Genomic DNA, 24,921 nt, shown 5'->3' on the forward strand with positions numbered 1-24,921 from the left:
GCGTAAGTATCTTCGACACACGTTAGATCGTTTCCTGCAGGTTACAATCTTTTTTTCAATTCGTCAACAGCGCGCTGTAACATCACGTCGTTTTCCGGATTGCGAATCAATTCCACCAGTTGTTCCTGCAGTTTCAGTGCAGTTGGCTTGTCAATGGCACCTGTCTGCTTAAGGTTGTGATCGCGTTGAAAAGTTTCGACTGCACTCTCTGTCTCAGCGTCAAAGTACCCGTCCGTACGTCCCGTGTCGTATCCAAGCCCTTCGAGGATCAGTTGAGCGCCGCGCACCTGTTCCGAATTGTCATCCCGTTTCCACTCCTCCTCTGCAGAAGGGGGAGTCGCCTCGTAATAGGGAGGGTACGTGACTTTAATGTCCGGCTGCACCCCTTTTTCGTGTACCCAGTTTTGATCAGGGGTCAGCCATTTGGCAATGGTGTACTTCAGATTGCTGTTGTCTTTGAAGTCCCGTGTCGTCTGTACGGTCCCCTTGCCGAAAGACGGTTCTCCGATCAGCGTATATCCGCCAGCTTCTTTTAAAGCAGCCGCCAAAATTTCGGAGGCACTCGCGCTTCCCCGATCGATCAACACGACGATCGGGTACGGTTTTTTTCCGTCCAGCGACGACTTCGTCGCTTTTTTGTTTCCGTCCCGGTCCTCGATCCACAAGATGGGCCTTCCTTCTGGAACGAGCAGGTTGCTGATCTCTTCAACGGCAGCCAAATACCCTCCAGGGTTTCCGCGCAAATCGATAATCAAGCCTTGCATGTTTTGTCCTTCCAGCTGTTTTAAACTGGCAGCAAAGTCTTCTGCCGTTTTCTCAGCAAAATTGGACAGACGTATCTTTCCGATGTTGTGGTCCAACATGTCAGAGGATACCGTTTCTAGAGGAATTTCGTCGCGGGTGACAGTAATTTTCAGCGGAGTGGAACTTCCAGAGCGCAGAATCTCCAACTCCACCTCTGTCCCTTTCGGTCCGCGAATTTTTGCAACGGACTCGTTTAGCGTCAGCCCTTCCAAACTTTCCCCATCTACACGCAACACTTGATCATTTGGGCGCAGACCTGCTTTTTCCGCCGGCGACCCGTCGATAGGAGCGACAATGGTAACTCTGCCATCTTGCATCGTCACTTCAGCGCCGATGCCTTCAAAAGACGATTCCAGTGACGAGTGAAAGTGGTCGGCTGCTTCGGGATCCATGTACTCGGAATAAGGGTCCCCGAGGGATTCCACCATTCCCTGAATGGCACCGTCAATCAGCTTCGCCGAATCCACTTCGTGCAAGTAATTCTTTTGCAGCAGCTCATACGTTTCTTCCAGTTTGTCAAATTCTTCCTCCAAATCGCGATCCACCGGGCTGCCCGATTCGGACAGACTGGAGAAAACGCTCGCTTCCCGAAGCCACGATCCGTCTGACAAGACAGCCATTGTGACCAATGCCGTCAGGACTATCGAAAGAATGACGAACAAAAAAGCCGTTCGCCCCCGTACATACATCCGCCTTGCACCACCTTTAACAGTCTGCTCCCAGTATATGTAGAGCTCGACTATATTATAAAAACACTTTAACAGTGACGCGACGATTTCTCAAGGGCGAACCTTTACCAGGAGATCTACTTTAAATAGTTCATTGGATTAACGGCTGTACTGCCTTTTAGCACTTCAAAGTGCAAGTGCGGGCCCGTTGAGCGGCCAGCGTTACCGACTTTCGCAATTTGTTGGCCCCGTTTGACGCTTTGACCCGGGGACACGAGAATCCCGTCGGCGTACATGTGGGCGTACAGCGTCGACAATCCGTTCCCGTGGGCAATCATGATGCGGTTACCGTAACCGCTGGACGGGCCTGCTGCCGTCACCACGCCGTCCGCAGCGGCGTAAATTGGTGTGCCGACTGGAGCGGCGATGTCAATCCCTTTGTGCATGCGGCCGTTCCGGGGACCGTAAGGAGAGGAGAGCCTTCCGTTCACAGGCCACGCCAGCGTCCCGCCAGAATCGCGAAAGGCCGCCCCGCTGCCTCCTCCGACACCGGACGAAGGCGATTGCTGCCGCTGCTGCGCTTCAACTTTTGCTGCCAACTGGGCCGCAAGCTCCCGTTCGCGTTGCGCCTCTTTCTCACTGATCTCTTCCAGTTCCGCGTGCTCCCTTTTAAGACTGGCAAGGGCCGTTTCCTTTTCCTTTTGCTTTTGAGCCAACAGTTCCCGCTGTTCTTCAGCCTCGGCCCGCAGCGTGTTCAACTTGGCGAGCGACGATTCAATCGTCTGTTTCGCTTTTGCGATGAGGTCACGATCGCGTTTTTGCTCTTCTAGCAAGTCTTTATCCTGCTTCATGATCGTCTGGATCGATTCGAAGCGCGCCAGGAAGTCACTGAAGTTTTCCGCACCGAGCAGAACTTCTAAGTACGACACTTGCCCGTTTTCGTACATGAGGCGGACGCGCTCTTTAAACAGCTTGTCCCGTTTCTGGACACGCGCTTCCGCTTCTTTTAACTTTTGTCTTGCTTCTTCAAGCTCTGCCTCTGTCTTCGCGATGTCGTCGTTCAGTTGACGGATCTTCTCCCTTGTCTCTTCCAGGCTCTCTTCCAATTGATCCAGTTCGCTCTGAATCGACTCCTGCTTTCGTTCGTTCTGTTTGAGCTGCTGTTTCAGCTCTTTCTGCCTCTCCTGTTTTTCCTTCACGTTTTGGCGCAACTCTTTAATGTCGTCATTCACACTGCCGGCTGCTGTCCAACTGGGAGCGGTTAGTGACACCATTAACGTTGTCGCTGCAGCCAGCGGCAAAAGCTTTTTCTTCAACACAATTCCTCCCCCAATGGTATTGCTACACTTTCAAAAAGCGGTGAATCGAGATAAAGCTCCCCATCGCCCCAATGATCGTTCCAATCCCCAAAAGCAGCGCAGTCACTTGGAAAGCGAGGGGGTACATGGGCAACAAGTCCAAAAACCACAGTTCAAATTGAGTGACGAGCTTCGTCGTGATACTGTAGTAGCCGAACAGCAGAACGGCAGAAGGCAAAATCGCTCCGAGGAGCCCGATGAGCAGCCCTTCTATGAAAAACGGCCAGCGAATGAACCAGTTCGTGGCACCGACTAACTTCATAATTTCAATTTCGCGGCGCCGGGCCAGAATGGTGAGACGGATCGTGTTCGATATGAGAAACATGGCCGTCAATCCGAGGAGGACGATGAGAACGACCCCCACGTTGCGTACTGTTTTCGTCACGTTGAACAGCCTGTCCGTGAACTCTTCGCCGTAGCGTGCGTTGTCTACACCGTCAAACTGTTCGATATTCGCTGCGACGGCCTTTGTCTGCTGAGGTTCAAACGTCTCGACCCGAAAAACGTCCGGGAGGGGATTTTCTTCAATGCCTTCCAGCAAACTGGCGTCTCCCAAATCTTCTTCCAGCTGTTTCAACCCTTCTTCTTTTGAAATGAACTCCACCTGGCTCACTTCGGGCATAGCCGTAATTCGGTGTTCAACGCGGCGGATCACACTCTCATCCGCTTCAAGCTCGAGTGATACGCGAATTTCCACCTGATCTTCGATCACTTCGGCCACGTGGTTCACATTCATCGCCAACAGAAGGAAGATGCCGAGTATAAACAAGGTCACGGTCACGGCGCTGACGGCCGCAAAGCTCATCCAACCGTTCCGGCCGAGACTCTTCCAGCCTTCGCGCACGTGACGAACGAATGTTCTAGCTTTCATACCCGTACTCTCCCCGCAACTCGTCGCGCACAATTTGACCGTCCTCAATGGCGACAACCCGTTTTTTCATCTGGTTGACGATGTCCCGGTTGTGTGTCGCCATCACTACTGTCGTGCCTAAGTCGTTAATTTCCTCGAACAGTTCCATGATGCCCCACGACGTTTCCGGATCCAAGTTCCCGGTAGGTTCATCCGCGATGATGACCGACGGCTTGTTCGCCATGGCCCGGGCGATGGCAACGCGCTGCATCTCTCCGCCGGACAGCTCGTCTGGATAAGCGTCCATCCGGTCTTCCAAACCGACAAGTTCAAACAGCTCGCGTACCCGTTGCTCAATGCGCTTTCGCGGCGTTTCGACAACTTCCATGGCAAACGCGACATTTTCAAATGACGTCATCCGCGGCAGAAGCCGGAAATCTTGAAAGACGACCCCGATGTTTCGACGAATTTGCGGAATTTTGCGTTCTTTCACTTTGTCCACGTTAATGCCGTTTATGTATATCTGGCCTTTTGTCGGGCGTTCTTCGCGGTACATTAACTTGATGAACGTCGACTTCCCGGCCCCGCTCGGCCCGACTACGTACACAAATTCACCGCGGCCAATCTTGATGTCGATGTTTTGTAACGCGTCGTTTCCGTTCTCGTAGACCTTCCACACGCCGTACATCTCAATCACGACACATCATCCTACTCTGTCAAAATCCCTCTCGATGCTACAAATTTAACTCTATTATAGCTTGTCTATTGACAAAAATAAAAGAAAAATTGTGGAAATGTGTAGAAAAGAAAACTCTCATACCTTATGTATCGGCAATGAGAGTCTCTCGATGAAATGACATTCTATTGAACGTGTTTTATCCAAGAGAAAGTTTCGTTCAAGCGGGATTTTCTTTCAGAAAGGACTCGTTCCACCTGTCGGCGGGACGGGCCCCCGTACACATCGCGAGCGTCGACGACACGCTCGACATTTAGGGCATCGTAGACAGTTTCATCGATTTCCGGACAAAACTGTCGATACTCGTCCAGTGAAAGATCAAGGAGATATTTTTTCTGTTCAATACAGTATAAGACAATTTTCCCGACAATTTCGTGGGCCTGTCGAAAGGGGATGTTTTTTCCGACTAAAAAGTCAGCCAAGTCGGTGGCGTTGGAAAAGTCGCGCTCAACGGCAGCGCGCATGTTGTCTTTCTTCACCTTCAGCGTGGCAATCATCGGCGCCATCAGTTTCAAGGCCCCCGACACTGTGTCCACCGTGTCGAACAACCCTTCTTTATCTTCTTGCATGTCTTTGTTGTAAGCGAGGGGGAGCCCTTTGAGCACTGTTAAAAGGGCGATGAGATGACCGTACACGCGGCCCGTTTTGCCCCGCACCAGTTCCGCCACGTCGGGGTTCTTTTTTTGCGGCATGATACTCGATCCGGTGCAAAACGCATCGTCCAGCTCGATAAAGTCGTACTCCTGACTCGACCACAAAACGAGCTCCTCCCCCATGCGAGACAAGTGGGCCATGATCAAAGAGGCGGCACTCAGAAACTCGACGATAAAATCGCGGTCGCTGACAGCATCCAAGCTGTTGTCGTACATGGTGGAAAACCCGAGTTCTTCGGCGACGACTTTCCGGTCAAGGGGAAATGTGGTCCCGGCGAGAGCACCCGCTCCGAGGGGACTGCAGTCAGCGCGCTTGTAACTGTCTTGCAGCCGTTCGATGTCCCGGCCGAACATGGCCACATAGGCGAGCATGTGGTGGGCGAGGCGAATTGGCTGCGCCCGCTGCAGGTGGGTGTACCCGGGGAGAATTGTATCCACATGCTCCTCTGCTTTTTGCAACAGGGCTTCTTGAAGCCGAGCCAACTGCTCGACAGTCTGCACTGTGACCCGCTTGACGTACAAATGCAGGTCTAGAGCCACCTGGTCATTGCGACTGCGTCCCGTGTGCAGTTTACCTCCGAGAGGTCCGATTTCGTCCGTCAGCATTTTTTCGATGTTCATGTGAATGTCTTCATACGCAACGGAATAGCTCACCTCACCGCTGTCGATCCGCTGCTTCACTTTTCGCAATCCTTGGACAATCGCATCCGCCTCGTCCGGAGTCAACACACCGACACGTCCGAGCATGCGGACGTGTGCCATACTTCCCTCGATGTCTACTTCTGCCAAACGCTGATCAAATCCGATGGAGGCCGTATAGGCCTCCACTAGTTTGTTCGTCGGTTGTGTGAAGCGGCCGCCCCACATTTTTTTCATCGTCCGTCCTCCTGTCCCGCTCCTGTTGTGACGATTTTCTGTTCAGACTGGGGAACGTCGACCTTACCGCTGTCTGCTTCACGGTTCACCTGGGCGTAAACTTTCGTCGGCAGCCCCCACAAGTGGATGAATCCGACAGCGGCATCGTGGTCGAACGTGTCCTCCACAGTGTAAGTGGCCAATTTTTCGTTGTACAGCGACTTAGGCGACTTACGGCCGTTCACTGTGCAATGGCCCTTGAACAGCGAGAGGCGGACGACGCCCGTGACGTTTTTCTGCGTTTCGTCAATGAAGGCATTGAGGGCCTCAGTCAACGGAGAAAAGTACAACCCTTCATAAATGAGCTGCGCCCACTTTTGTTCGATAATCGGTTTGAACTGGCTGATTTCACGCGTCTGGGTCAAAAATTCCAGTTCTTTGTGGGCTGTGAGCAGCGTAATTGCTGCAGGGCACTCGTACACTTCCCGGGATTTAATGCCGACGAGCCGGTTCTCGACGTGATCGATCCGTCCGATTCCGTGCGCCCCCGCCAAACGGTTCAACTCTGAAATCATGTGGGCAAACGACATGTTTTCACCGTTTAGCGCAACGGGAACCCCTTGCTCAAACGCGATTTCCACTTCTTCTGGTTCATCCGGCGTATCGGCTAATGCCCGCGTCCACTCGTATGCGTCTTCCGGCGGCGCTGTCCAAGGATTTTCGAGGACGCCGCACTCGCAGCTCCGCCCCCACAAATTTTGGTCAATGCTGTACGGTTTTTCCACTTTCACCGGCACGGGGATGCCGTGGTTTTGGGCGTACGCAATCTCTTCTTCCCGCGACATCGCCCACTCCCGCACCGGTGCCAGCACCTTCAAATCAGGGTTTAAGGCCGCGACTGCTACGTCGAAACGCACTTGGTCGTTGCCTTTACCCGTACAGCCGTGGGCGACGGCTTCAGCTCCTTCCTGTTCCGCAATCTGCACGAGCACTTTGGAAATTAAGGGTCGGGACAGCGCCGATACGAGCGGGTACTTCCCCTCGTACAGGGCGTTCGCCTTCAGGGCCGGCTTGATAAATTCTTCCGCGAGCATGTCTTTCGCATCGACGACGAACGACTGGATCGCACCGATTTTGAGCGCTTTTTCCCGAACGAAATCCAAATCTTTTCCTTCTCCCACATCGAGGGACACAGCAATCACGTCGTAGCCGTACTTCTCTTGCAGCCACTTTATCGCCACTGACGTGTCCAACCCCCCGGAATACGCCAACACCACTTTCGGATTCGCCATTTTAATCGATCCTCTCAAATAAAAATTCACTTATAGGTATAATTATACACAAATGGCGCGAAAAAGCTAGAGGGGTATTCAACTTTTTCCCTCGTTAGAGCAAACTGGCAAGAATCGCCTTCTGCACGTGCAAGCGGTTCTCAGCCTGGTTCACGACAACGGACTGGGGACCATCTATCACGTCGGCGGTCACTTCTTCTCCCCGGTGCGCCGGCAAACAGTGCAAGAAAATGGCGCCGTCCTTCGCTTCGGCCATCAACTCCCCATTCACTTGATACCCTTGAAACGCCTTCCGCCTTTCCGACGCTTCTGCTTCCTGCCCCATACTCGCCCACACGTCGGTGTAGACGGCATCCGCTCCTTTCACCGCTTCATGCGGGTCATGGGTCACGGTCACACGGGAGCCGTTTTCTCGGGCCGCCTGTTCACTGTCGCGGACGATGTCTCCGTCCGGCTCGTAACCCGAGGGCGTGGCCACGGCAACGTGAATGCCCATTTTGGCCGCACCGAGGAGAAGCGAATGGGCCATGTTGTTTCCGTCCCCGACATAGGCGAGCTTGAGCCCTTTTAGTTGACCGAAGTGCTCCTTGAGCGTCAACAAGTCGGCCAGCACTTGACACGGATGGAACGCGTCCGTTAAGCCGTTAATCACCGGCACACTCGCATAGCGCGCCAGTTCGACGACGTCAGTGTGGGCGTACGTGCGAATCATGATCCCGTCTACGTAGCGGGAAAGGACCCGTGCCGTGTCTGGAATCGTCTCTCCCCGTCCGAGCTGAATGTCGTTCTTCCCGAGAAAAAGGGCGTGCCCTCCTAGCTGAAACATGCCGACTTCAAACGAAACCCGCGTCCGCGTGGACGATTTGGCAAAGATCATGCCTAACGTCTTGCCGACGAGGGGGCGGTACGGTTTCCCTTGCTTCTGCCACTGTTTTAAATCTTTCGCGAAGGCGAGCAGTGACGTCAGTTCGTCCTGACTAAAATCGGCTAACGTGAGAAAGTGGCGCCCTTGCAACTCTTCCGCATTGTACGCTGCCTCTGTAGAACTCATCTAGCCGTCTCTCCTTTCTTTCCGGTAACAATTTTACGCTTGCGGCATTGGAAACATGTAAATGTATTGGCGGCGGAAGAAGGGATGCCTTACGTGTTTATACCGGTGATGCCGTCGATTGTGACAGCCCGTAAAACTCTTTCAAAGAATAGACAGTGTCCGGCGGCCGATTTGCGGCTACTTTGAGTGACCACTCCACTGCCTCCAACGTGAGAAAGAGGGGAACGTTGTACTGTAAAGCTGTTTCCCTCAACTTAAACCCGTCGCGGGTCTGCTCCCCGCTTCGAGTTGGAATGTTCACGACGGCTTTGACGCGTTCAGCTTTGACCGCTTCTCGCGCTTCCGCCCACGTGCAGGTGTGAACGTGTAGACCGTTTTGTCGCAACGTTTCGGCTGTTCCGGGAGTGGCGAGAAGGTCCAGTCCTTTTTTCGCAAGGCGCTTCAACAGAGGGAGCGCTGCTTCTTTTTTGCTGTCGCCAATGCTGATGAGCACGCGTTTCCCACAGGCATCGTCCCACACTCCGTCCGTGTAGCCCGGTACAGACCACGGAAGGACTTTCGCCATCGCCTCCACTGCCGTCGAACCGAGGCCGATCACTTCACCGGTCGACTGCATGTTCGGGCCGACTGCGGCGTCTACCCCCGGCAACTTCGCCGTTGAAAACACTGGGGCTTTCACTGCGCATCCGGCAGGCCTCGGCAACAAGCCCAGTGGCGCCACGTCAGACAGCCGTTTACCGAGCTGCACCTCGGTCGCCCACAGCAGGACAGGATGTCCGGTCACTTTGCTCACAACGGGAGCGGTGCGCGAGGCGCGGGGGTTTACTTCCAAGACGTACACCCGCCCGCGCCAAACGACGAACTGTATGTTGAGCATTCCTTTGTGGGGCAGCGCGCGTGCGATGCGCTCCGTGTAATCGACGATTTGCTGCTGCACAACTTTTGAAACGTCAACCGCCGGGAAAAATGCCATGCTGTCACCAGAGTGGACACCTGCCCTCTCCACGTGCTCAATCAACAGCGGGATTGTCACGTCGCGTCCGTCCGTCACCGCGTCTACTTCGATTTCCGTTCCTTCCAGGTAGCGGTCGAGAAGGAGCGGATACGCCTGCGGAGCAAACGCCTCCCGCTTCAGCAGTGCCGTCAACTGTTCGGAAGCGTGCACGATGTGCATGCCTTGACCGCCAATGACGTACGACGGACGCAACAAGAGGGGGTAGCCGAGCTGTTCAGCCGCTTCAAGCAACACGTGATCGTTCTGCACTGCCACACCGGGGATGTGCGGGATGCCCAGCTGCTGAAGCAATGTATAAAACCGGTCGCGGTCTTCCACAAGGTCGATGGCTTCGCGGCACGTCCCCAGAACGGGGAGCCCGGCTGCTTCCAGCTCCGCCACTAGCTTCACTGCCGTTTGACCCCCGTACTGCAACAGGACGCCCCTCACCTGCTCTTTCCGGGCAACAGCGACGACGTCGTCTGCCGTCAACGGCTCAAAGTACAGTCGGTCTGCCGTCGCGTAATCAGTACTCACCGTTTCCGGGTTGTTGTTGACGACGACCGACGGTATGCCCATCTGCTTTAACGCTTTGACGCCGTGCACGGAGCAGTAGTCGAATTCGATGCCCTGCCCGATGCGAATCGGTCCCGATCCGGCAACGAGCACTTTCTCCCCTTGGGCGTCGACCGGCACTTCGTCAGTTCCCGACCACGTGGAGTAAAAGTACGGCGTTTCCGCTACGAACTCGGCCGCACACGTGTCGACGCACTTGTAACCCGGTTTGAAGCCGGCCTGTTCGCACCGCTTGCGCACCGCCTGTGCGGGCACACCGAACAGCCCGGCCAAGTGCGTAGCCGTGAAGCCGAGCCGTTTGGCCTTGCGCAACTCCTCCCCGGTCACGTCCTGCCACGCCGTCTGTTTCAACTGCTGTTCCGTTTGAACGAGCGTACGGAGCTTAAACAGAAAAAACGGGTCGATATCCGTCAAACGGTGCACGTCTTCCAGCGACCAGCCCCGCCGGAACGCTTCCCCCAGCAAAAACAGCCGCTCGTCATCGGCACACTCAAGCCTGTGTTGCAACACATCGTCCGGCAATGCCTCGTGTTCCGGCTGCAGCAGGCCGTACTGGCCAACGTCGAGGGAGCGCACGGCTTTCATCAGAGCGGCTTCAAACGTCCGCTCCAGTGCCATTACTTCACCCGTCGCCTTCATTTGCGTCCCCAACACGCGGTCCCCTTGCGGAAATTTGTCAAAGGGCCAGCGGGGCAGCTTGACGGCGATGTAGTCGACGGCCGGCTCAAAACTGGCATACGTGTGGCCGGTCACTGGGTTCACACATTCGTCCAAGTGCAAACCGACAGAAAGTTTGGCAGCGATGCGGGCGATCGGATAACCCGTCACTTTCGACGCCAGCGCACTGGAACGGCTGACCCGCGGATTCACTTCGATAATGGCATACTCTCCCGTCTCAGGGTGGAGGGCGAACTGAATGTTACAGCCGCCGACGACGCCGAGGGAGCGGATGACCTTGAGGGCCGAGCTGCGCAGCATCTGATGTTGCTGGTCGGTCAGCGTCTGCGACGGCGCCACAACGACGCTGTCGCCGGTATGGATGCCCACGGGATCGACGTTTTCCATGTTGCACACGGTGATGCACGTGTCGTTCACATCCCGCATCACCTCGTATTCGATCTCTTTCCACCCTTTTATGCTCTGCTCGACGAGCACTTGGTGAATCGGGCTCGCCTTCAGTCCCCGGCGCACAATTTGCCTCAGCTGCTCTTCGTCACGGGCAATGCCGCCTCCCGAACCCCCCAGCGTATACGCCGGACGCACAATCAGCGGGTAGCCCGTCTCGCCGGCAAACGAAAGGGCTGTCTCCATATCGCGGGCGATGATGCTGGCAGGGACCGGCTCCCCGATCTGTTCCATCATGTTTTTAAACATTTCCCGATCTTCGCTGTTTTCAATTGTACGAATCGGGGTCCCCAACAATTGGACGCCGTATCGTTGCAACACCCCCGCTTTGTTTAAGGCGATGGCCAAGTTTAAACCAGTCTGACCGCCGGTGGTGGCGAGCAACCCGTCAGGACGCTCCCTGGCAATGATCTTCGTCACCGATTCAACCGTCAACGGTTCCAAGTAGAGGGTGTCGGCTACTTCTTCGTCGGTCATAATCGTCGCCGGGTTGTTGTTCACCAGTACGACGTGAATCTGTTCCTCTTTTAAGGCGAGACACGCCTGCGTCCCGGCGTAGTCGAATTCCGCCGCCTGCCCAATCGTGATCGGACCGGAGCCGATGACGAGCACTTTCTGTATGTGGGGCTGTTTAGGCATAAGTGGTCTCCTTTCGCTGACGGTTCACTTTGCGGACAAACTGCTGGAAGATCACTTCTGCTTCGGCAGGTCCCGGTCGGGCTTCAGGGTGAAACTGTACGCACTGAATCGGGTAGCGCTTGTGCCTGAACCCTTCTACCGAGTCGTCGTTCACGTTCACATACGTCAGCTCCCACTCGTCAGGGTCGAGAGACTCCTTCACGACGACGTAGCCGTGATTTTGCGAGGTGATCCACACTTTGTCTGTAGACACACTTTTGACGGGATGATTGCTGCCCCGGTGTCCGTATGGCATTCTTTCTGTCGAAGCGCCAAAGGCGAGGGCGACGACTTGCTGTCCGAGGCAAATGCCGAGGGTAGGAAGTTGCTCTAACAACGGCCGTAGCCTCTGGGCGTAGGGCGAGAGTGCCTGCGGATCTCCAGGGCCGTTGGAGAGGAGCAAACCGTCGGGGCGAAGGGCTAAAATTTGTTCGTTCGACCAATTGAACGGAACGGCCGTGACCCGGCACCCGTGGGCCAAAAGCGCCTCGACGATGGACTGTTTACGCCCGTAGTCGATCAGCACAATGTGTGGTCTGCCGTCGTTTTTCCCGTACGTTTCCGGCTGTGTGACAGAGGCCTTTTGCACCCATTCAAGGGAGAGCGAATCCGGCCACTCCACGTGACGCGGCCACCGGCTTTCACAGCTCAACCTTCCCCGCACCAACCCTTTTTCCCGCACGATGGTCGTCACGGCCCGGGTGTCGATCCCGCTGATCCCTGGAATGCCGTGACGGTCCAGCTTCTCCGCCAGAGTCTCCGCCTTTCCGTAAGGGGACGGATGCGGACAGTATTCGCCAACGACAATCCCAGCAGCCTGTGGCCTCGGACTCTCGTCTTCCCCCGCGTGAACGCCGTAGTTGCCAATCATCGGATACGTAAACGTCACGATCTGCCCCCCGTACGACGGGTCAGTCAACACCTCCTGGTAACCGGTCATCCCGGTGTAAAACACGATTTCCCCCACAGCCTCTCGCGGCTGACCGATCCACTCACCGGGGAAGACGTCCCCAGTGTCGAGCAGCAAAAAAGCTTTCATCGTCATTCCCCCACTCCTACTGCCGTGAACGCGCGTGTCAATAAGTCAACAGCTTGGTCGAGCTCCGCCTCACTCACAGTTAACGGCGGCAGCAGTCGCAACACGTCTGGACCTGCTGCCAGCACGAGCAACCCTTCTTTTTGGGCGGACGCGATCAGCTCTTGCGTTCGCGGTTCGTTGAGCGCGATCCCGACCATCAACCCGCGCCCCCGAATTTCAGACACGAGGGGATGGGACTGCAAACGATGCTGAAGCCGGGATTTGAGCGTCTGCCCTTTCGCTTTTACATCGTCCAAGAACCCAGGCTGCTGCAAGACGTCCAAAACGGCAAGCCCCGCTTCCATCGCCAACGGATTGCCGCCGAACGTGGACCCGTGACTACCCGGCCCAAAGTGAGCCGCCACCTCGGACGCGGCCAGGAGACACCCGACTGGAAATCCGTTGCCCAACCCTTTGGCCAACGTGACCACGTCCGGCTGAATGTCGTACGATTCGTAGGCAAAAAGCGTCCCCGTCCGCCCCATGCCGGTTTGCACTTCGTCCACGACGAGAAGCGAGCCGCGCTCGCGGCACAACTGCTCCACCCTTTTCAACCAGACAGCGTCAGCCGGACGCACGCCGCCTTCACCTTGAACCACTTCCAGCATCACCGCCGCCGTGTGAGGTGACATCGCGCTGTCTAACGCCTTGACATCTCCCCACGGCACGGTGACAAAGCCGGGCACTAACGGCTGAAAGCCGTCTTTCACCTTATCCTGTCCCGTGGCGGTTAACGTGGCGAGAGTCCGGCCGTGAAACGACTGGGTAAAGGTGACGATCTCCGGCCGGGGCTGTTGGCTGCCTTCCGCGCCAGTTTAATCGCGGCTTCATTCGCTTCGGCTCCGCTGTTACAGAAGAAAGCGGCACCTAAACCGCTCGCCTCGGTCAGGCGTCGCGCCAGCGCCTCCTGCGCTGAAATGGGAAACAAGTTGGAGACGTGCCACAGCGCGTGCAGTTGCCGCTCCACACGCTGTACGACATGCGGGTGGCAATGGCCGATGTTGACCACCCCGATGCCCGACGTAAAATCTAAGTACTCGCGCCCGGACTGATCCCAAATGCGCGTCCCTTTCCCCTCAGTCGGCACGATGGGCCAACGCGTGTACGTCTCCATTAAGGCCATCCATCTCACACCCTTCCGCGACCACTTTCGTCCCCGGAAACGAATCGTCGTGTTGGGACAGCGTCCCTGCAAGGAAACCTGCTGCACGACCGTCTGCTATGCAAACCGTCTGCACGCCGTTCGCCACACATTCAGCCGCCGCCTTCACTTTGGGAATCATACCGTCCCGAATGACGCCTTCGTCTATGAGGCGGGCAACGTCTCCCGGCGTAATGCGATCAATCGGATTCAAGCCGTCCCCGGCCAAAATTCCCGGGACATCCGTCGCCAGGACGAGACAGTCGGCCTTTAGCGCCTTCGCAACGGCCCCGGCCGCCGTATCGGCGTTAATGTTGTAGTGCTGTCCATCGCCATCGACACCTAGGGAAGCGACGACGGGAATCCAACCGAGGGAGCGCAGCTCATGCAGTACGCTGACGTTCACCTGCTCAACCTCACCGACGAAACCGAGGCGGGGGTCTTGCTGCCGCACCCGTATCAAATTTCTGTCCACACCGGAAATACCGACGGCGGAACAACCCGCTTGTTCCAGACGGGAGACGAGTTGTTTGTTGATTGAGCCGCCTAACACCATTTCTACTAATTCTAGTACGGCCTCGTCCGTCACCCGAAGCCCGTTCACGAATTTCGCTTCCAGCGACAGCTGTTTCGCAAAGTCGTTTATACGCAGTCCGCCGCCGTGGACGATGACGACATGCACGCCTGCCTTCTGGAGTGACGCGCACTCTTGAAAAAAGGAAGCGGGCAACGTATTCAAAAGACTTCCGCCCAGCTTGACGACGATCGTCTGTTTTTCGGCCATTTTAGAAACTCTCCCTTTTCTAGCCTTTCCTCTACAGGTCACTACACAGCGGTTACCGCCCTTGTCGTCACGTCCGGTAACTGGAATTGATGCGCACGTAGTCATACGTGAGATCACAGCCCCAGGCCGTCGCCTCTTCTTTCCCCTGGTGCAAGTCAACGTCAATGACGACCGGGTCGTGTTTCATCGCTTCCGCCACTTTCGCCTCATCGTAATCGACGGGGAAGCTGCGGCGGACGACGGGAATTCCACCGATGGCAATGTCCACGTTGTCCGGTTGGACGGGAACGTCACTGTATCCGACAGCGCAGATGATGCGTCCCCAGTTGGGATCAGCGCCGAACACGGCCGTTTTGACCAAGTTGGAACCGATCACCGCTTTCGCCGTCTGCCGCGCCATTTCACAACTTGCCGCGCCCGTTACACGCACTTCGATCAGCTTCGTCGCCCCTTCTCCGTCGCGGGCAATCGCCTTCGCCAGCTGTTCGTTGACATAGTGAAAGGCAGTGGCAAACGCCGCCCAATCTGGGTGCCCTTCATGGAGCGCCTGGTGCCCTGCCAGGCCACTCGCCATGGCGATGACCATGTCGTTCGTGCTCGTGTCCCCGTCGACGGCGATCATGTTGTACGTCGCATCCGTTGTCGACCGGAGCAGGTGTTCTAAAGCAGAAGGTTCAATGACAGCGTCTGTCGTGATAAACCCGAGCATCGTCGCCATGTTCGGTTGAATCATCCCCGAACCTTTTGCCGCCCCGGCCACTTGTACGTCTACCCCGTCAACTTTGACCGTCACGTGAACTTTTTTTACACACGTGTCCGTCGTTAATATGGACTGGCAAAAGTCATCGGAGGCGGAGATGTCTTTTTGCGGCTTAAGTTCTTGAATCCCCTTGGAAATTTTGTCCATCGGCAACCGTTCACCGATCACCCCTGTCGACGCCACTCCGACGTAGTGGGGCGGTATGCCGATGACCCGGGCGGCCTCCGCCTGCATGCGGTAAGCGTCCTGCTCACCTTCAACGCCCGTGCACGCGTTAGCGTTGCCGCTGTTGACGACGATGGCTTGCATTTTGCCGTCAACTTGCAAGCTGGATTGCGTCACCTTCAGCGGCGCTGCTTGAAACGTGTTCGTCGTGTACACGGCCGCCGTCACTGCAGGGACATCACACACGATCAGACCTAAGTCCAAGCGCTTGCGCCTGACGCCGCAGTGAACTCCGGCCGCTCTAAAACCGCGGGGAGCGGTCACATCAGGCTCTTCTACTACGCTGAACTCAGCCGATGTTTCGTTTGCGTTCCCGTCTTCCGTTGTGAGCACGCTGTTTTTCATCTGTTTCCACTCCTTCAAGGATATACAGGAGACCCTGTCAATCCGGCTGTCTCCGGCCAACCCATGCGAATGTTCAAATTTTGCAACGCCTGCCCAGAAGCCCCCTTCATTAAATTGTCGATGACAGACAGCACGACAACCCGCCCGGTGCGTTCATCGACATGAAACCCGATGTCGCAAAAATTGCTTCCGGTCACGTCCTTTGTCTGCGGCCACTGCCCCGGCCCGCGCAAGCGAACAAACGGTGCCTCGTCGTAATGTTCGCGGTAGAGAGCCTGAATGTCGTCGGTTGTCACCCCGCCAGTCAGGGCTGCGTACACCGTACAACAAATCCCACGGCTCATCGGGATCAAGTGGGGGGTAAACGATACACGGAGATCGACTCCCGCAAAGCGGCGGCAGCCGAGTTCAATTTCCGGAATGTGTTGATGGCCGTCCACTTTGTACGGCCGTACATTCTCATTCACTTCGGCGAACAGCAGCGGCACTTTCGCACTCCGGCCGGCACCGGAAACACCGGACTTGGCATCGATGACGACAGTGCCCGGATCGATGACGTTCTCCGCCAACAGCGGCAACAACCCCGTTAGAGCTGCCGTCGGATAGCACCCGGGATTGGCGACGACTGACGCTTCCCGAATCGCCTCCCGGTTCCACTCGCTCAAACCGTAAACCGCTTGCTCTAAGTAACGCGGCTCAGCCGGTTCACGCCCATACCACGATCGGTACTCCCCGGGATCAGTCAAGCGAAAGTCCCCGGACAAGTCGATGCAGATTAAACCGCGCTCTGCGAGCCGGGGGACCCACTGACTGCTCACGCCAGCCGGTGTAGCAAAAAAGACAACCTCTCCCGAAGACGCTATAAGATCCAGTGACCATTCAGATAACGAGTCGTGCACATGGCTCAAATGGGGGTACACCTCTCCCAACGTTTCGCCTCCAGCCGATGTGGAAATGAGGGCTCCTATCTCAATGTGGGGGTGCTGCTCACACAACCGCACCAGTTCAATGCCGCTGTAACCTGTCGATCCTACAATAACGACTTTCACTTTCCAAACACGCCTTTACCAACGTTTTGTATTATTATACATTTACACTTATATTAATACAATCCCTTTTTGGCCCTAAATCAAAAAAAGCACAAAAAAAACTTGCTTCACCTGAGCAAAGCAAGTTTTTGCGTGACGTGTTATTTTTGATCGGCCAGCCAGGCGGCCAGGTCTTCCTTAGCCTCTTCGTCCACGGCGTCGCCCTGCGGGGGCATTGATCCGATACCGTTATTGATGATGTCTAAAATTTCTTCCTCACTATACTTCGTACCGACTTGTTCCAACGACGGACCGGCACTCCCTTCCAAGTTCCCGCCGTGGCATGCAGCACACGACCCGGCGTACGCCTCCTGCGCAGCGGCTTCGTCATATGCGGCTGCACCGCCTTCTTCTGGCGCCTCCTCTTCTACGGCAGTGTCGCCGTCTTCCGTCCCTTGCTGCCCTTCTTCGTCCGTACTGGCGCCGCAACCGCTCATGAGCGCGAGCGACAGGACGACACCGAGTAGCACGTTAAGCCATTTCACTTGCATTGTCACAACCTCCCAAGTTGTTCTCACTATCGGTAGGGTGTCCGTCACACGTCCGGCTTATGCATGTTTCGTAGTAGTCCGTACAGACGTTTGTCAAGGCTACGTGTCCGGAACGTCGGCCGATCCCATGTAAAAAACTCCGATCGACCATTTCCTGCCGATCGGAGCTTGGCCTGATTGATCCGTTACAATAATTCTCGCAAACGGGCGACGACATTCTCCACGGTAAAACCGAAAGCTTCCATCACCTTGTTGCCCGGTGCTGATTCGCCAAAGCGGTCGATGCCGAGGACGTCACCCTCTGCTCCGACGTATCGCTCCCATCCCATAGAGGAGCCTGCTTCTACCGCCAGGCGCTTTGTCACTGCCGGCGGCAACACGTCATTTCGATACGCCTCGTCCTGCTGTTCAAACAGTTCCCAGCTGGGCATGCTCACGACGCGCACGTGGATGCCGTCTTCTGCCAACCGCTGCTGGGCTTGCACAGCGAGGTGCAGTTCCGAGCCGGTGGCGATGACGATGGCGGCCGGGTCGCCATTGGCCGCTTCCTCCACGATGTAGGCACCTCGCCGCACACCATCCCGGGCATGTTTCACCGTCCCTTCCAACACCGGCAGTCCTTGTCGGCTAAGGGCGAGGACGGCGGGGCCGTGCGTCTGACTCAGCACGTAGCGCCACGCTTCCGCTGTCTCGACGGCATCGCCGGGACGAAGGACGGTGAGGTTCGGAATGGCCCGGAGGGCAGCTAGATGTTCCACGGGCTGATGGGTCGGGCCGTCTTCGCCGACCCCGATGCTGTCGTGGGTGAAGACGTACACGACCGGCTGGTCCATGAGGGCGGCGAGGCGGATGGACGGTCGCAAGTAGTCGGAAAAGACGAGGAACGTGCCGCCGTAAGGGCGTACGCCTCCGTGCAGGGCGAGACCGTTCATGATGCCGCCCATGGCGTGTTCTCTTACGCCGTACCATACGTTGCGGCCGCTGTAGTCTTCAGCTGAATAAATGTCGAATTGTTTCAGCGTCGTCTTGTTGGAGCCACTCAAATCAGCTGATCCGCCGAGCAAGGTCGGATAGTGAGGAGCAACAGCGTTAAGCACATCACCAGAGGCGTTGCGCGTCGCCAGCTTGTCACCTGCTCGGTAGCGGGGAAGCTCGTCTTCCCACCCTTTCGGCAAGTTGCCATGTAAAGCTGCACGCAGTTTTTGCCCTTCTTCGGGATAGGCGGCTTCGTAAGCTTTCAGCCGGGCCTCCCACTCTCGTTCAGCTTCTTCTCCAGCGGTGCGCACCGCGCGAAACGCTTCCTTCGCTTCGTCCGGCACGTGAAACGGGGGATGCTCCCACTGGTAGGTCTGTTTCGTCAGTTTCACCTCTTCCTCCCCGAGGGGAGCGCCGTGGGCCGCAGCTGTGTCCTGTTTGTTCGGACTGCCGTAGCCGATGTGGGTTTTCACTTCGATCAAGGTCGGCTGCCCTCGATGGTTTTTCGCCTCTTCCAGGGCTCGGTGGATGGCGCCGAGGTCGTTTCCGTCTTCGACGCGGAGGACGTGCCAGCCGTACGCCCGAAAGCGCGCTGCCACATCTTCGGTGAACGCTTTGTTCGTCTCCCCGTCCAGGGAAATGTCGTTAGAATCGTACAGCACGATGAGGCGGTCCAGTTTCAAGTGCCCGGCGAGGGAGGCAGCTTCGGCCGTCACACCTTCCATCAAATCGCCGTCGCCGACGATCGTGTACGTGTAGTGATCGATCACGGTGTGTTCCGGCTTGTTGAAGGTGTGGGCGAGGAAACGCTCGGCCATGGCAAAGCCGACGGCGTTGGTAAACCCTTGTCCGAGGGGACCGGTCGTCGTTTCCACACCGGGCGTCATGCCGTATTCCGGATGCCCCGGGGCTTTGCTCCCCCACTGGCGGAAGTTTTTCAACTCGTCCAAGGACAAGTCGTAGCCGCTTAAGTGCAGCAAACTGTACAGCAGCATCGACCCGTGGCCGGCCGACAATACAAAGCGATCCCGGTTCGGCCAGGCAGGGTTAGCCGGGTTGTGGCGCATGAACCGCGTCCACAACACGTACGCCATCGGCGCAGCTCCCATCGGCATTCCCGGGTGGCCGGAGTTCGCCTTTTCTACAGCGTCGATGGACAACGTGCGAATGGCGTGAACCGCTAACTGGTCTTTTTCCGTGTACTTCATAACAATCCAAACTCCCCAATATTGTGTGATATGTATTCGGTTGCCCCTATTATACACAATCTGGCAACCGTTTTTCACAAAGTTTTCCAAAAACATACATCCTACAGCAGAGTCATTGGTCCATATTGCTCCGCAAATAAGCGTCGATGAAAAGGTCGATCTCCCCGTCCATCACGGCATTGACGTTTCCAATCTCCACGTTGGTGCGGTGGTCTTTCACCATGCTGTACGGGTGGAAGACGTAGGAACGTATCTGATTCCCCCAAGCGATCTCACGCTGCTCGCCTTGGATTTCGGCCAGTTTCTTCTCCCTCTCGGCACGCTTCAACTCGTACAGGCGGGCTTTTAATATTTTCATCGCCCGTTCGCGGTTTTTAATTTGAGACCGCTCCGACTGGCACGTGACGACAGTGCCGGTGGGAATGTGGGTAATGCGAACGGCTGAGTCCGTCGTGTTCACATGCTGTCCGCCGGCCCCGCTGGAACGGTACGTATCGATTTTCAGCTCGTCTGTGTTCAACTCAATCTCGGTGTCGTCGTCTGCAATCTCCGGCATGACGTTGCAGGAGACGAACGACGTGTGACGGCGGCCGCTCGAGTCAAACGGAGAAATGCGCACGAGGCGGTGGACACCCTTTTCCGCCTTTAGATACCCGTACGCGTTGTGCCCTTTAATCAGGAGCGTGACACTCTTGACACCCGCTTCGTCCCCCGGGAGGTAATCGAGCGTCTCCACGTGAAACTGGTGATGTTGAGCCCAACGCGTATACATGCGCAAGAGCATTTCCGCCCAATCCTGGGACTCCGTTCCACCAGCACCGGGGTGCAGTTCGAGGATCGCGTTGTTGCGGTCGTAAGGATCACTCAAGAGCAGTTCCAGTTCGAACTGAGACAAGGCTTTTTTCAACTCACGCATGTTCTGAGATGCCTCGTCGTAGAGGGATGCGTCACCCTCTTCTTCCGCCAGTTCCATGAGCACTTGAATGTCCTCGTACAGACTGTACAATGTTTCCATCTGTTCCACTTGGTGTTTCAAGTGGTTACTCTCGTCAATGACTTGTCGAGCTTGATCCCGGTCGTCCCAAAAATCGGGGCGGGACATTTTCTGTTCCAGTCGTTCAATTTGTTTCTTTTTCTCCCCGAGGTCAAAGAGACCCCCTGATTTCCGCCAGTCGGCTGGCTGTCTTTTCGAGCTCTTGCTTCAGTTCCGTTTCGTTCATCTCACATCATACCTTTCCGTGTAAAAATTGAGGGATTGAATGCTAAAAACGTCATCGGCATGAGAAAGAAAACCGTCTGCCTATCGGATTGGCGTCACGCGGTAGGCGTACGCCATGGTGTTGGTTCCCCGAGGCCGGGGCGCTATTCCGTCCCCGTCTTCCCAACAGCGCCGTGACACTGTTTGTACTTTTTGCCGCTTCCGCACGGGCACGGGTCGTTGCGGCCCACTTTCGCTCCTACGCGGACAGGCTGTCTTTTTTTCGGTTCCTGTTTCGGAGCGGGTTGATTGTAATTTCTCGTCGTCGCCGTTTGTCCGACGGCCACTTCTTCCCGTTCCAGATTGTCGCTCACTTCCGCCTTCATGACGAGCTTCGCCACTTCCTCGGATATTTCGAATACCATCTCGTTGAACATGTTAAACCCTTCAAACTGGTATTCGCGGAGCGGATTGCTCTGCCCGTACGCCCTGAGGTGGATGCCCTGACGCAGTTGTTCCATAGCGTCGATGTGGTCCATCCACTTGCGGTCAACAGTCCTCAGCACGACCACTTTTTCAAACTCGTTCATCCGTTCACGGGTGATTTGCTGTTCCCGTTCATCGTACTGCGTGAGCACTTTGTCTTCAACAATTTGAATGACCTCATCCCGCTCTTTCAACTTGATCTCATCGGCTGTCAGACGTTCCGGTTCTTTGAGCAAGTTAGCGTTGACGTAATCGACGATCGCGTCAATGTCCCACTCTTCCGGGATGTCCTTCTCCGGTGTGCTCAGCTCGACAATGTGCTCGATGACGGTTTTGATCATACCACGGACAATGTCGCGCATGTTGTCCGTTTCCAGCACTTCGCGCCGCTGTTTGTAGATGATGGAGCGCTGCTCGTTCAACACGTTGTCGTACTGCAACACAATCCGCCGGGTATCAAAGTTCGCGCCTTCAATACGCTTCTGCGACGTTTCGATCGCCTTCGTAAACATCCGCCCTTCGATCTCTTGCTCGTCGTCCATCCCCATTTTCTCCAAGACCCCTTTTATCCGGTCGGACCCGAAGCGGCGGATCAAATCGTCTTCAAAGGAAAGGAAAAACTGGGACGAACCCGGGTCTCCCTGTCGGCCGGAACGTCCTCGCAACTGGTTGTCGATGCGCCGGCTCTCATGCCGCTCCGTCCCGATGATGTGCAGGCCCCCCAGCTCGGCAACCCCTTCGCCGAGGACGATGTCTGTTCCGCGCCCGGCCATGTTCGTCGCAATGGTGACGGCCCCCTTCTGTCCTGCCTGACTGATAATTTCCGCTTCTTCCCGGTGGTGTTTGGCATTCAACACTTTGTGGGGAATGCCCTTTTTCTTCAGCATTTTCGACAGGCGTTCCGAGTTGGCGATGGACACAGTGCCGACGAGGACCGGCTGCCCTTTCTCGTGGCGCCTCACGATTTCCTCCACCACTTTGCGGTACTTCACTTCTTCCGTCTTGTACAGGACGTCGGACAGGTCCTTTCGGATCATCGGTTTGTTCGTCGGGATGACGACGACGTCCATGCCGTAAATTTTGCGGAACTCTTCTTCCTCTGTTTTCGCTGTACCGGTCATCCCCGCCAGTTTCTCATACATGCGGAAGTAGTTTTGGAACGTTATCGTGGCCAGCGTCATGCTCTCCTTCTGCACCTGCAGCCCTTCTTTTGCTTCGATAGCCTGGTGCAGCCCGTCACTGTAACGGCGCCCGTGCATGAGGCGGCCAGTAAACTCGTCGACGATGACGACACCGTCTTCGTTGACGACGTAATCTTCGTCGCGGTGCATCATGACGTTCGCCTTGAGCGCCTGGTTGATGTGGTGATTGAGCGTCATGTTTTTCGCGTCGTACAAATTGTCGATGCCAAACGCCTGCTCCGCCTTGTCGACGCCCTGTTCGGTCAGCATCACGGAGCGGGTTTTCTCATCGACGGTAAAATCTTCGTCCGGCTTCAACCGCTTGGCAAACCGGTCCGCGGCGTAGTATATGTCTGTCGTCTTGTTCGCCTGCCCGGTAATGATGAGCGGTGTCCGCGCTTCGTCAATTAAAATGCTGTCCACTTCGTCCACGATGGCGTAGTGAAGCGGACGTTGCACGATTTGCTCTTTGTACAGCACCATGTTGTCGCGCAAGTAGTCAAAGCCGAATTCGTTGTTCGTGCCGAACGTAATGTCCGCCTGATACGCCTCTCGCTTCTCTTCGGCTTTCATCCCGTGCAAATTCAACCCGACGGTCAGGCCGAGAAATTCGTAAATTTGTCCCATGCTCTCCCGGTCGCGCTGGGCCAAATACTCGTTCACAGTGACGACGTGCACGCCTTTTTCCGTAAGGGCATTTAAGTAGGCGGGAAGCGTCGCCACGAGTGTCTTCCCTTCCCCCGTCTTCATCTCCGCAATGCGCCCTTGGTGCAGGACGACGCCCCCCATTAACTGCACGTAAAAATGGCGCATCCCGAGCACCCGCCGCGCCGCCTCCCGCACGACGGCAAACGCTTCCGGCAGCAAGTCGTCCAACGTCTCCCCGCCCGCCAGCCGCTCTTTAAACTCAGACGTCTTGTTCCTCAGCTGTTCGTCCGTACAACGGCTGATCTCCGGTTCCAACGCCTCGATGCGGTCGGCTATTTTCTTTATCTTTTTCAGTTCCTTGTCGTTTTGACTCGGAAACACTTTTCGCATCGCCGATTTAAGAGACACGCGTTTTCACTCCTTTCGCTCGTTGTCCCAATCCGTGCTTTACCGTATAGTTTATCATGAAAAAGCGCCGATGACCTAATTTGGTCAACTGCATGCAGCAAAAAGGCTTGCCGGTGCGGCAAGCCGTGGTCGCGATTCAAACTACATTTCCGGCTCAATTAAACCGTAACGCCCGTCTTTTCGCTTGTAGACGACGTTCACTTCATTCGTGCTGGAATTAGAAAAGACGAAAAAGTTGTGTCCCAGCATGTCCATCTGCAAGATCGCTTCTTCTACATCCATCGGCTTTAAAGTAAAGCGCTTCGTGCGCACAATTTCAAATTCGCTTTCATCCGTCTCCTCTGCGTCTACGGCGGAAGGCGGTGAACCGTTTAACCCGTTTTCTTTAAAAAGCGTGCGGAGGCTTCCATTCTGTCTCGCTTTTCGGTTGACTCTCGTCTTATACTTGCGAATCTGTCGTTCCAGCTTTTCCACCACGAGGTCGATGGACGCGTACATGTCGCCGCTCGTCTCCTCGGCTCTGAGCAACACCCCTGGAAACGGGATCGTCACTTCCACTGTGTGCTCATCCTTGAGAACCGATAGCGAGACGTTCGCCGGAGCCGTCGGAGCCGTGTTGAAGTACTTTTCCACGCGGCTCAGCTTCTTTTCCACGTAATCGCGCAATGCAGCTGTGACCTCGATGTTGTGACCCCGGATGTTATATTGCATCAGGTCATTCCTCCTTATCGCTTTTATACTTATGTATTCCCGAAGAAATGTAAAAATCCTTCTCAAACCCTTAATCTTTTCTTTACATATTCTTGACACTATCCATCGTGAGCATTGAAAAACCCCTTGCATCCACTTGGATCCAAGGGGTATCCATTCGACGTTAGGTTAATCAGTTTTACAACTTGTTGACGTTAGAAGCTTGCGGGCCGCGTGCGCCTTCGACGATTTCGAATTCGACGGCTTGGCCCTCTTCTAATGTCTTAAAGCCCTCTTCATTGATGGCAGAGTAGTGAACGAACACATCACCGCCATCTTCGCGCTCGATAAAACCGTAACCTTTCTCTGCATTGAACCACTTAACTTTCCCTTGCATGAACGTACACAATCCTTTCTAAAGTTAAAACTATGAGAGGGCATCTCACATACACTACTATACCATTCCTGAAAGTGCCAGTCAATTGAAAGCGCTGTTAAAACTTTGCCATTTATCCACAGCAAAGCCCACGGTCCATTCAGTTATGCACAATCTTATCCACATTATCCACAGCTTC

Annotated in this window: 18 protein-coding genes and 1 pseudogene; all 19 read right to left on the bottom strand. The window is 55.6% G+C overall.

What is annotated here, in order from left to right:
- Positions 1-41: 41 nt before the first annotated feature.
- On the bottom strand, positions 42-1,493 hold the full coding sequence (locus B0W44_RS16215; protein WP_077720921.1) for a S41 family peptidase: 1,452 nt from the start codon (positions 1,491-1,493) through the stop codon (positions 42-44).
- Positions 1,494-1,609: 116 nt separating this feature from the next.
- Positions 1,610-2,788, bottom strand: a complete 1,179-nt coding sequence (locus tag B0W44_RS16220; protein ID WP_077720923.1) for a murein hydrolase activator EnvC family protein — start codon at positions 2,786-2,788, stop codon at positions 1,610-1,612.
- A gap of 25 nt (positions 2,789-2,813) precedes the next feature.
- Positions 2,814-3,701: a permease-like cell division protein FtsX gene (gene ftsX / locus B0W44_RS16225; RefSeq protein ID WP_077720925.1), complete on the bottom strand. Its 888-nt coding sequence runs from the start codon at positions 3,699-3,701 to the stop codon at positions 2,814-2,816.
- Positions 3,691-4,377, bottom strand: coding sequence for a cell division ATP-binding protein FtsE (gene ftsE / locus B0W44_RS16230; protein ID WP_077720927.1), 687 nt, complete (start codon positions 4,375-4,377; stop codon positions 3,691-3,693). The genes ftsX and ftsE overlap by 11 nt, the downstream gene beginning before the upstream one ends.
- A gap of 164 nt (positions 4,378-4,541) precedes the next feature.
- Positions 4,542-5,945, bottom strand: a complete 1,404-nt coding sequence (argH, locus tag B0W44_RS16235) for an argininosuccinate lyase (protein WP_077720928.1) — start codon at positions 5,943-5,945, stop codon at positions 4,542-4,544.
- Positions 5,942-7,216: an argininosuccinate synthase gene (locus B0W44_RS16240; protein ID WP_077720930.1), complete on the bottom strand. Its 1,275-nt coding sequence runs from the start codon at positions 7,214-7,216 to the stop codon at positions 5,942-5,944. The genes argH and B0W44_RS16240 overlap by 4 nt, the downstream gene beginning before the upstream one ends.
- Before the next feature lie 94 nt (positions 7,217-7,310).
- Positions 7,311-8,267: an ornithine carbamoyltransferase gene (argF, locus tag B0W44_RS16245; RefSeq protein WP_077720931.1), complete on the bottom strand. Its 957-nt coding sequence runs from the start codon at positions 8,265-8,267 to the stop codon at positions 7,311-7,313.
- 97 nt (positions 8,268-8,364) lie between these two features.
- A complete protein-coding gene (gene carB / locus B0W44_RS16250) occupies positions 8,365-11,601 on the bottom strand; it encodes a carbamoyl-phosphate synthase (glutamine-hydrolyzing) large subunit (RefSeq protein WP_077720932.1) in 3,237 nt (1,078 codons plus the stop codon).
- The gene (locus tag B0W44_RS16255) at positions 11,594-12,685 is read right to left on the bottom strand and encodes a carbamoyl phosphate synthase small subunit (protein ID WP_228441281.1); all 1,092 of its coding nucleotides are present in this window, start codon (positions 12,683-12,685) and stop codon (positions 11,594-11,596) included. Before B0W44_RS16255 ends, carB begins: the two co-directional genes overlap by 8 nt.
- Positions 12,682-13,841: pseudogene (locus B0W44_RS16260) on the bottom strand (acetylornithine transaminase). Before B0W44_RS16260 ends, B0W44_RS16255 begins: the two are co-directional and overlap by 4 nt.
- On the bottom strand, positions 13,795-14,643 hold the full coding sequence (gene argB / locus B0W44_RS16265; RefSeq protein ID WP_169835637.1) for an acetylglutamate kinase: 849 nt from the start codon (positions 14,641-14,643) through the stop codon (positions 13,795-13,797). The pseudogene B0W44_RS16260 and the gene argB overlap by 47 nt, the downstream one beginning before the upstream one ends.
- Before the next feature lie 67 nt (positions 14,644-14,710).
- Positions 14,711-15,973 (bottom strand): bifunctional glutamate N-acetyltransferase/amino-acid acetyltransferase ArgJ, encoded by a 1,263-nt coding sequence (gene argJ / locus B0W44_RS16270; RefSeq protein ID WP_077720935.1) that lies wholly within the window; start codon positions 15,971-15,973, stop codon positions 14,711-14,713.
- A 14-nt stretch (positions 15,974-15,987) separates the two neighbouring features.
- Positions 15,988-17,022 carry an N-acetyl-gamma-glutamyl-phosphate reductase gene (argC, locus tag B0W44_RS16275; RefSeq protein ID WP_077720936.1) on the bottom strand — a complete coding sequence of 345 codons (1,035 nt, stop codon included), beginning with the start codon at positions 17,020-17,022 and terminating at the stop codon, positions 15,988-15,990.
- A gap of 140 nt (positions 17,023-17,162) precedes the next feature.
- The gene (locus B0W44_RS16280) at positions 17,163-17,552 is read right to left on the bottom strand and encodes a c-type cytochrome (protein WP_077720937.1); all 390 of its coding nucleotides are present in this window, start codon (positions 17,550-17,552) and stop codon (positions 17,163-17,165) included.
- 185 nt (positions 17,553-17,737) lie between these two features.
- A complete protein-coding gene (gene tkt / locus B0W44_RS16285; protein ID WP_077720939.1) occupies positions 17,738-19,735 on the bottom strand; it encodes a transketolase in 1,998 nt (665 codons plus the stop codon).
- 112 nt (positions 19,736-19,847) lie between these two features.
- Positions 19,848-20,955, bottom strand: a protein-coding gene (gene prfB / locus B0W44_RS16290) for a peptide chain release factor 2 (RefSeq protein ID WP_149027058.1) whose coding sequence is annotated in 2 segments (ribosomal slippage) — positions 19,848-20,882 and positions 20,884-20,955 — 1,107 coding nt in all. Because the reading frame shifts where the segments join, the coding sequence is not laid out codon by codon here.
- Positions 20,956-21,097: 142 nt separating this feature from the next.
- The gene (gene secA, locus B0W44_RS16295) at positions 21,098-23,638 is read right to left on the bottom strand and encodes a preprotein translocase subunit SecA (protein WP_077721452.1); all 2,541 of its coding nucleotides are present in this window, start codon (positions 23,636-23,638) and stop codon (positions 21,098-21,100) included.
- A gap of 159 nt (positions 23,639-23,797) precedes the next feature.
- On the bottom strand, positions 23,798-24,367 hold the full coding sequence (gene hpf, locus B0W44_RS16300; protein WP_077720942.1) for a ribosome hibernation-promoting factor, HPF/YfiA family: 570 nt from the start codon (positions 24,365-24,367) through the stop codon (positions 23,798-23,800).
- Between the two features lie 178 nt (positions 24,368-24,545).
- Positions 24,546-24,743 (bottom strand): cold shock domain-containing protein, encoded by a 198-nt coding sequence (locus B0W44_RS16305; protein ID WP_077720943.1) that lies wholly within the window; start codon positions 24,741-24,743, stop codon positions 24,546-24,548.
- Positions 24,744-24,921: the final 178 nt, after the last annotated feature.

The organism is Novibacillus thermophilus (genome assembly GCF_002005165.1).
GTDB classification, from domain to species: Bacteria; Bacillota; Bacilli; order Thermoactinomycetales; family Novibacillaceae; genus Novibacillus; species Novibacillus thermophilus.

What these genes read in the sequence shown, in the direction of transcription:
- B0W44_RS16215 (WP_077720921.1), bottom strand. Translation starts at nt 1,493, where the DNA reads ATGTATGTACGGGGGCGAACGGCTTTTTTGTTCGTCATTCTTTCGATA.
- ftsX (WP_077720925.1), bottom strand. Translation starts at nt 3,701, where the DNA reads ATGAAAGCTAGAACATTCGTTCGTCACGTGCGCGAAGGCTGGAAGAGT.
- argH (WP_077720928.1), bottom strand. Translation starts at nt 5,945, where the DNA reads ATGAAAAAAATGTGGGGCGGCCGCTTCACACAACCGACGAACAAACTA.
- B0W44_RS16240 (WP_077720930.1), bottom strand. Translation starts at nt 7,216, where the DNA reads ATGGCGAATCCGAAAGTGGTGTTGGCGTATTCCGGGGGGTTGGACACG.
- argF (WP_077720931.1), bottom strand. Translation starts at nt 8,267, where the DNA reads ATGAGTTCTACAGAGGCAGCGTACAATGCGGAAGAGTTGCAAGGGCGC.
- carB (WP_077720932.1), bottom strand. Translation starts at nt 11,601, where the DNA reads ATGCCTAAACAGCCCCACATACAGAAAGTGCTCGTCATCGGCTCCGGT.
- B0W44_RS16255 (WP_228441281.1), bottom strand. Translation starts at nt 12,685, where the DNA reads ATGACGATGAAAGCTTTTTTGCTGCTCGACACTGGGGACGTCTTCCCC.
- argB (WP_169835637.1), bottom strand. Translation starts at nt 14,643, where the DNA reads ATGGCCGAAAAACAGACGATCGTCGTCAAGCTGGGCGGAAGTCTTTTG.
- argJ (WP_077720935.1), bottom strand. Translation starts at nt 15,973, where the DNA reads ATGAAAAACAGCGTGCTCACAACGGAAGACGGGAACGCAAACGAAACA.
- B0W44_RS16280 (WP_077720937.1), bottom strand. Translation starts at nt 17,552, where the DNA reads ATGCAAGTGAAATGGCTTAACGTGCTACTCGGTGTCGTCCTGTCGCTC.
- tkt (WP_077720939.1), bottom strand. Translation starts at nt 19,735, where the DNA reads ATGAAGTACACGGAAAAAGACCAGTTAGCGGTTCACGCCATTCGCACG.
- secA (WP_077721452.1), bottom strand. Translation starts at nt 23,638, where the DNA reads ATGCGAAAAGTGTTTCCGAGTCAAAACGACAAGGAACTGAAAAAGATA.
- hpf (WP_077720942.1), bottom strand. Translation starts at nt 24,367, where the DNA reads ATGCAATATAACATCCGGGGTCACAACATCGAGGTCACAGCTGCATTG.
- B0W44_RS16305 (WP_077720943.1), bottom strand. Translation starts at nt 24,743, where the DNA reads ATGCAAGGGAAAGTTAAGTGGTTCAATGCAGAGAAAGGTTACGGTTTT.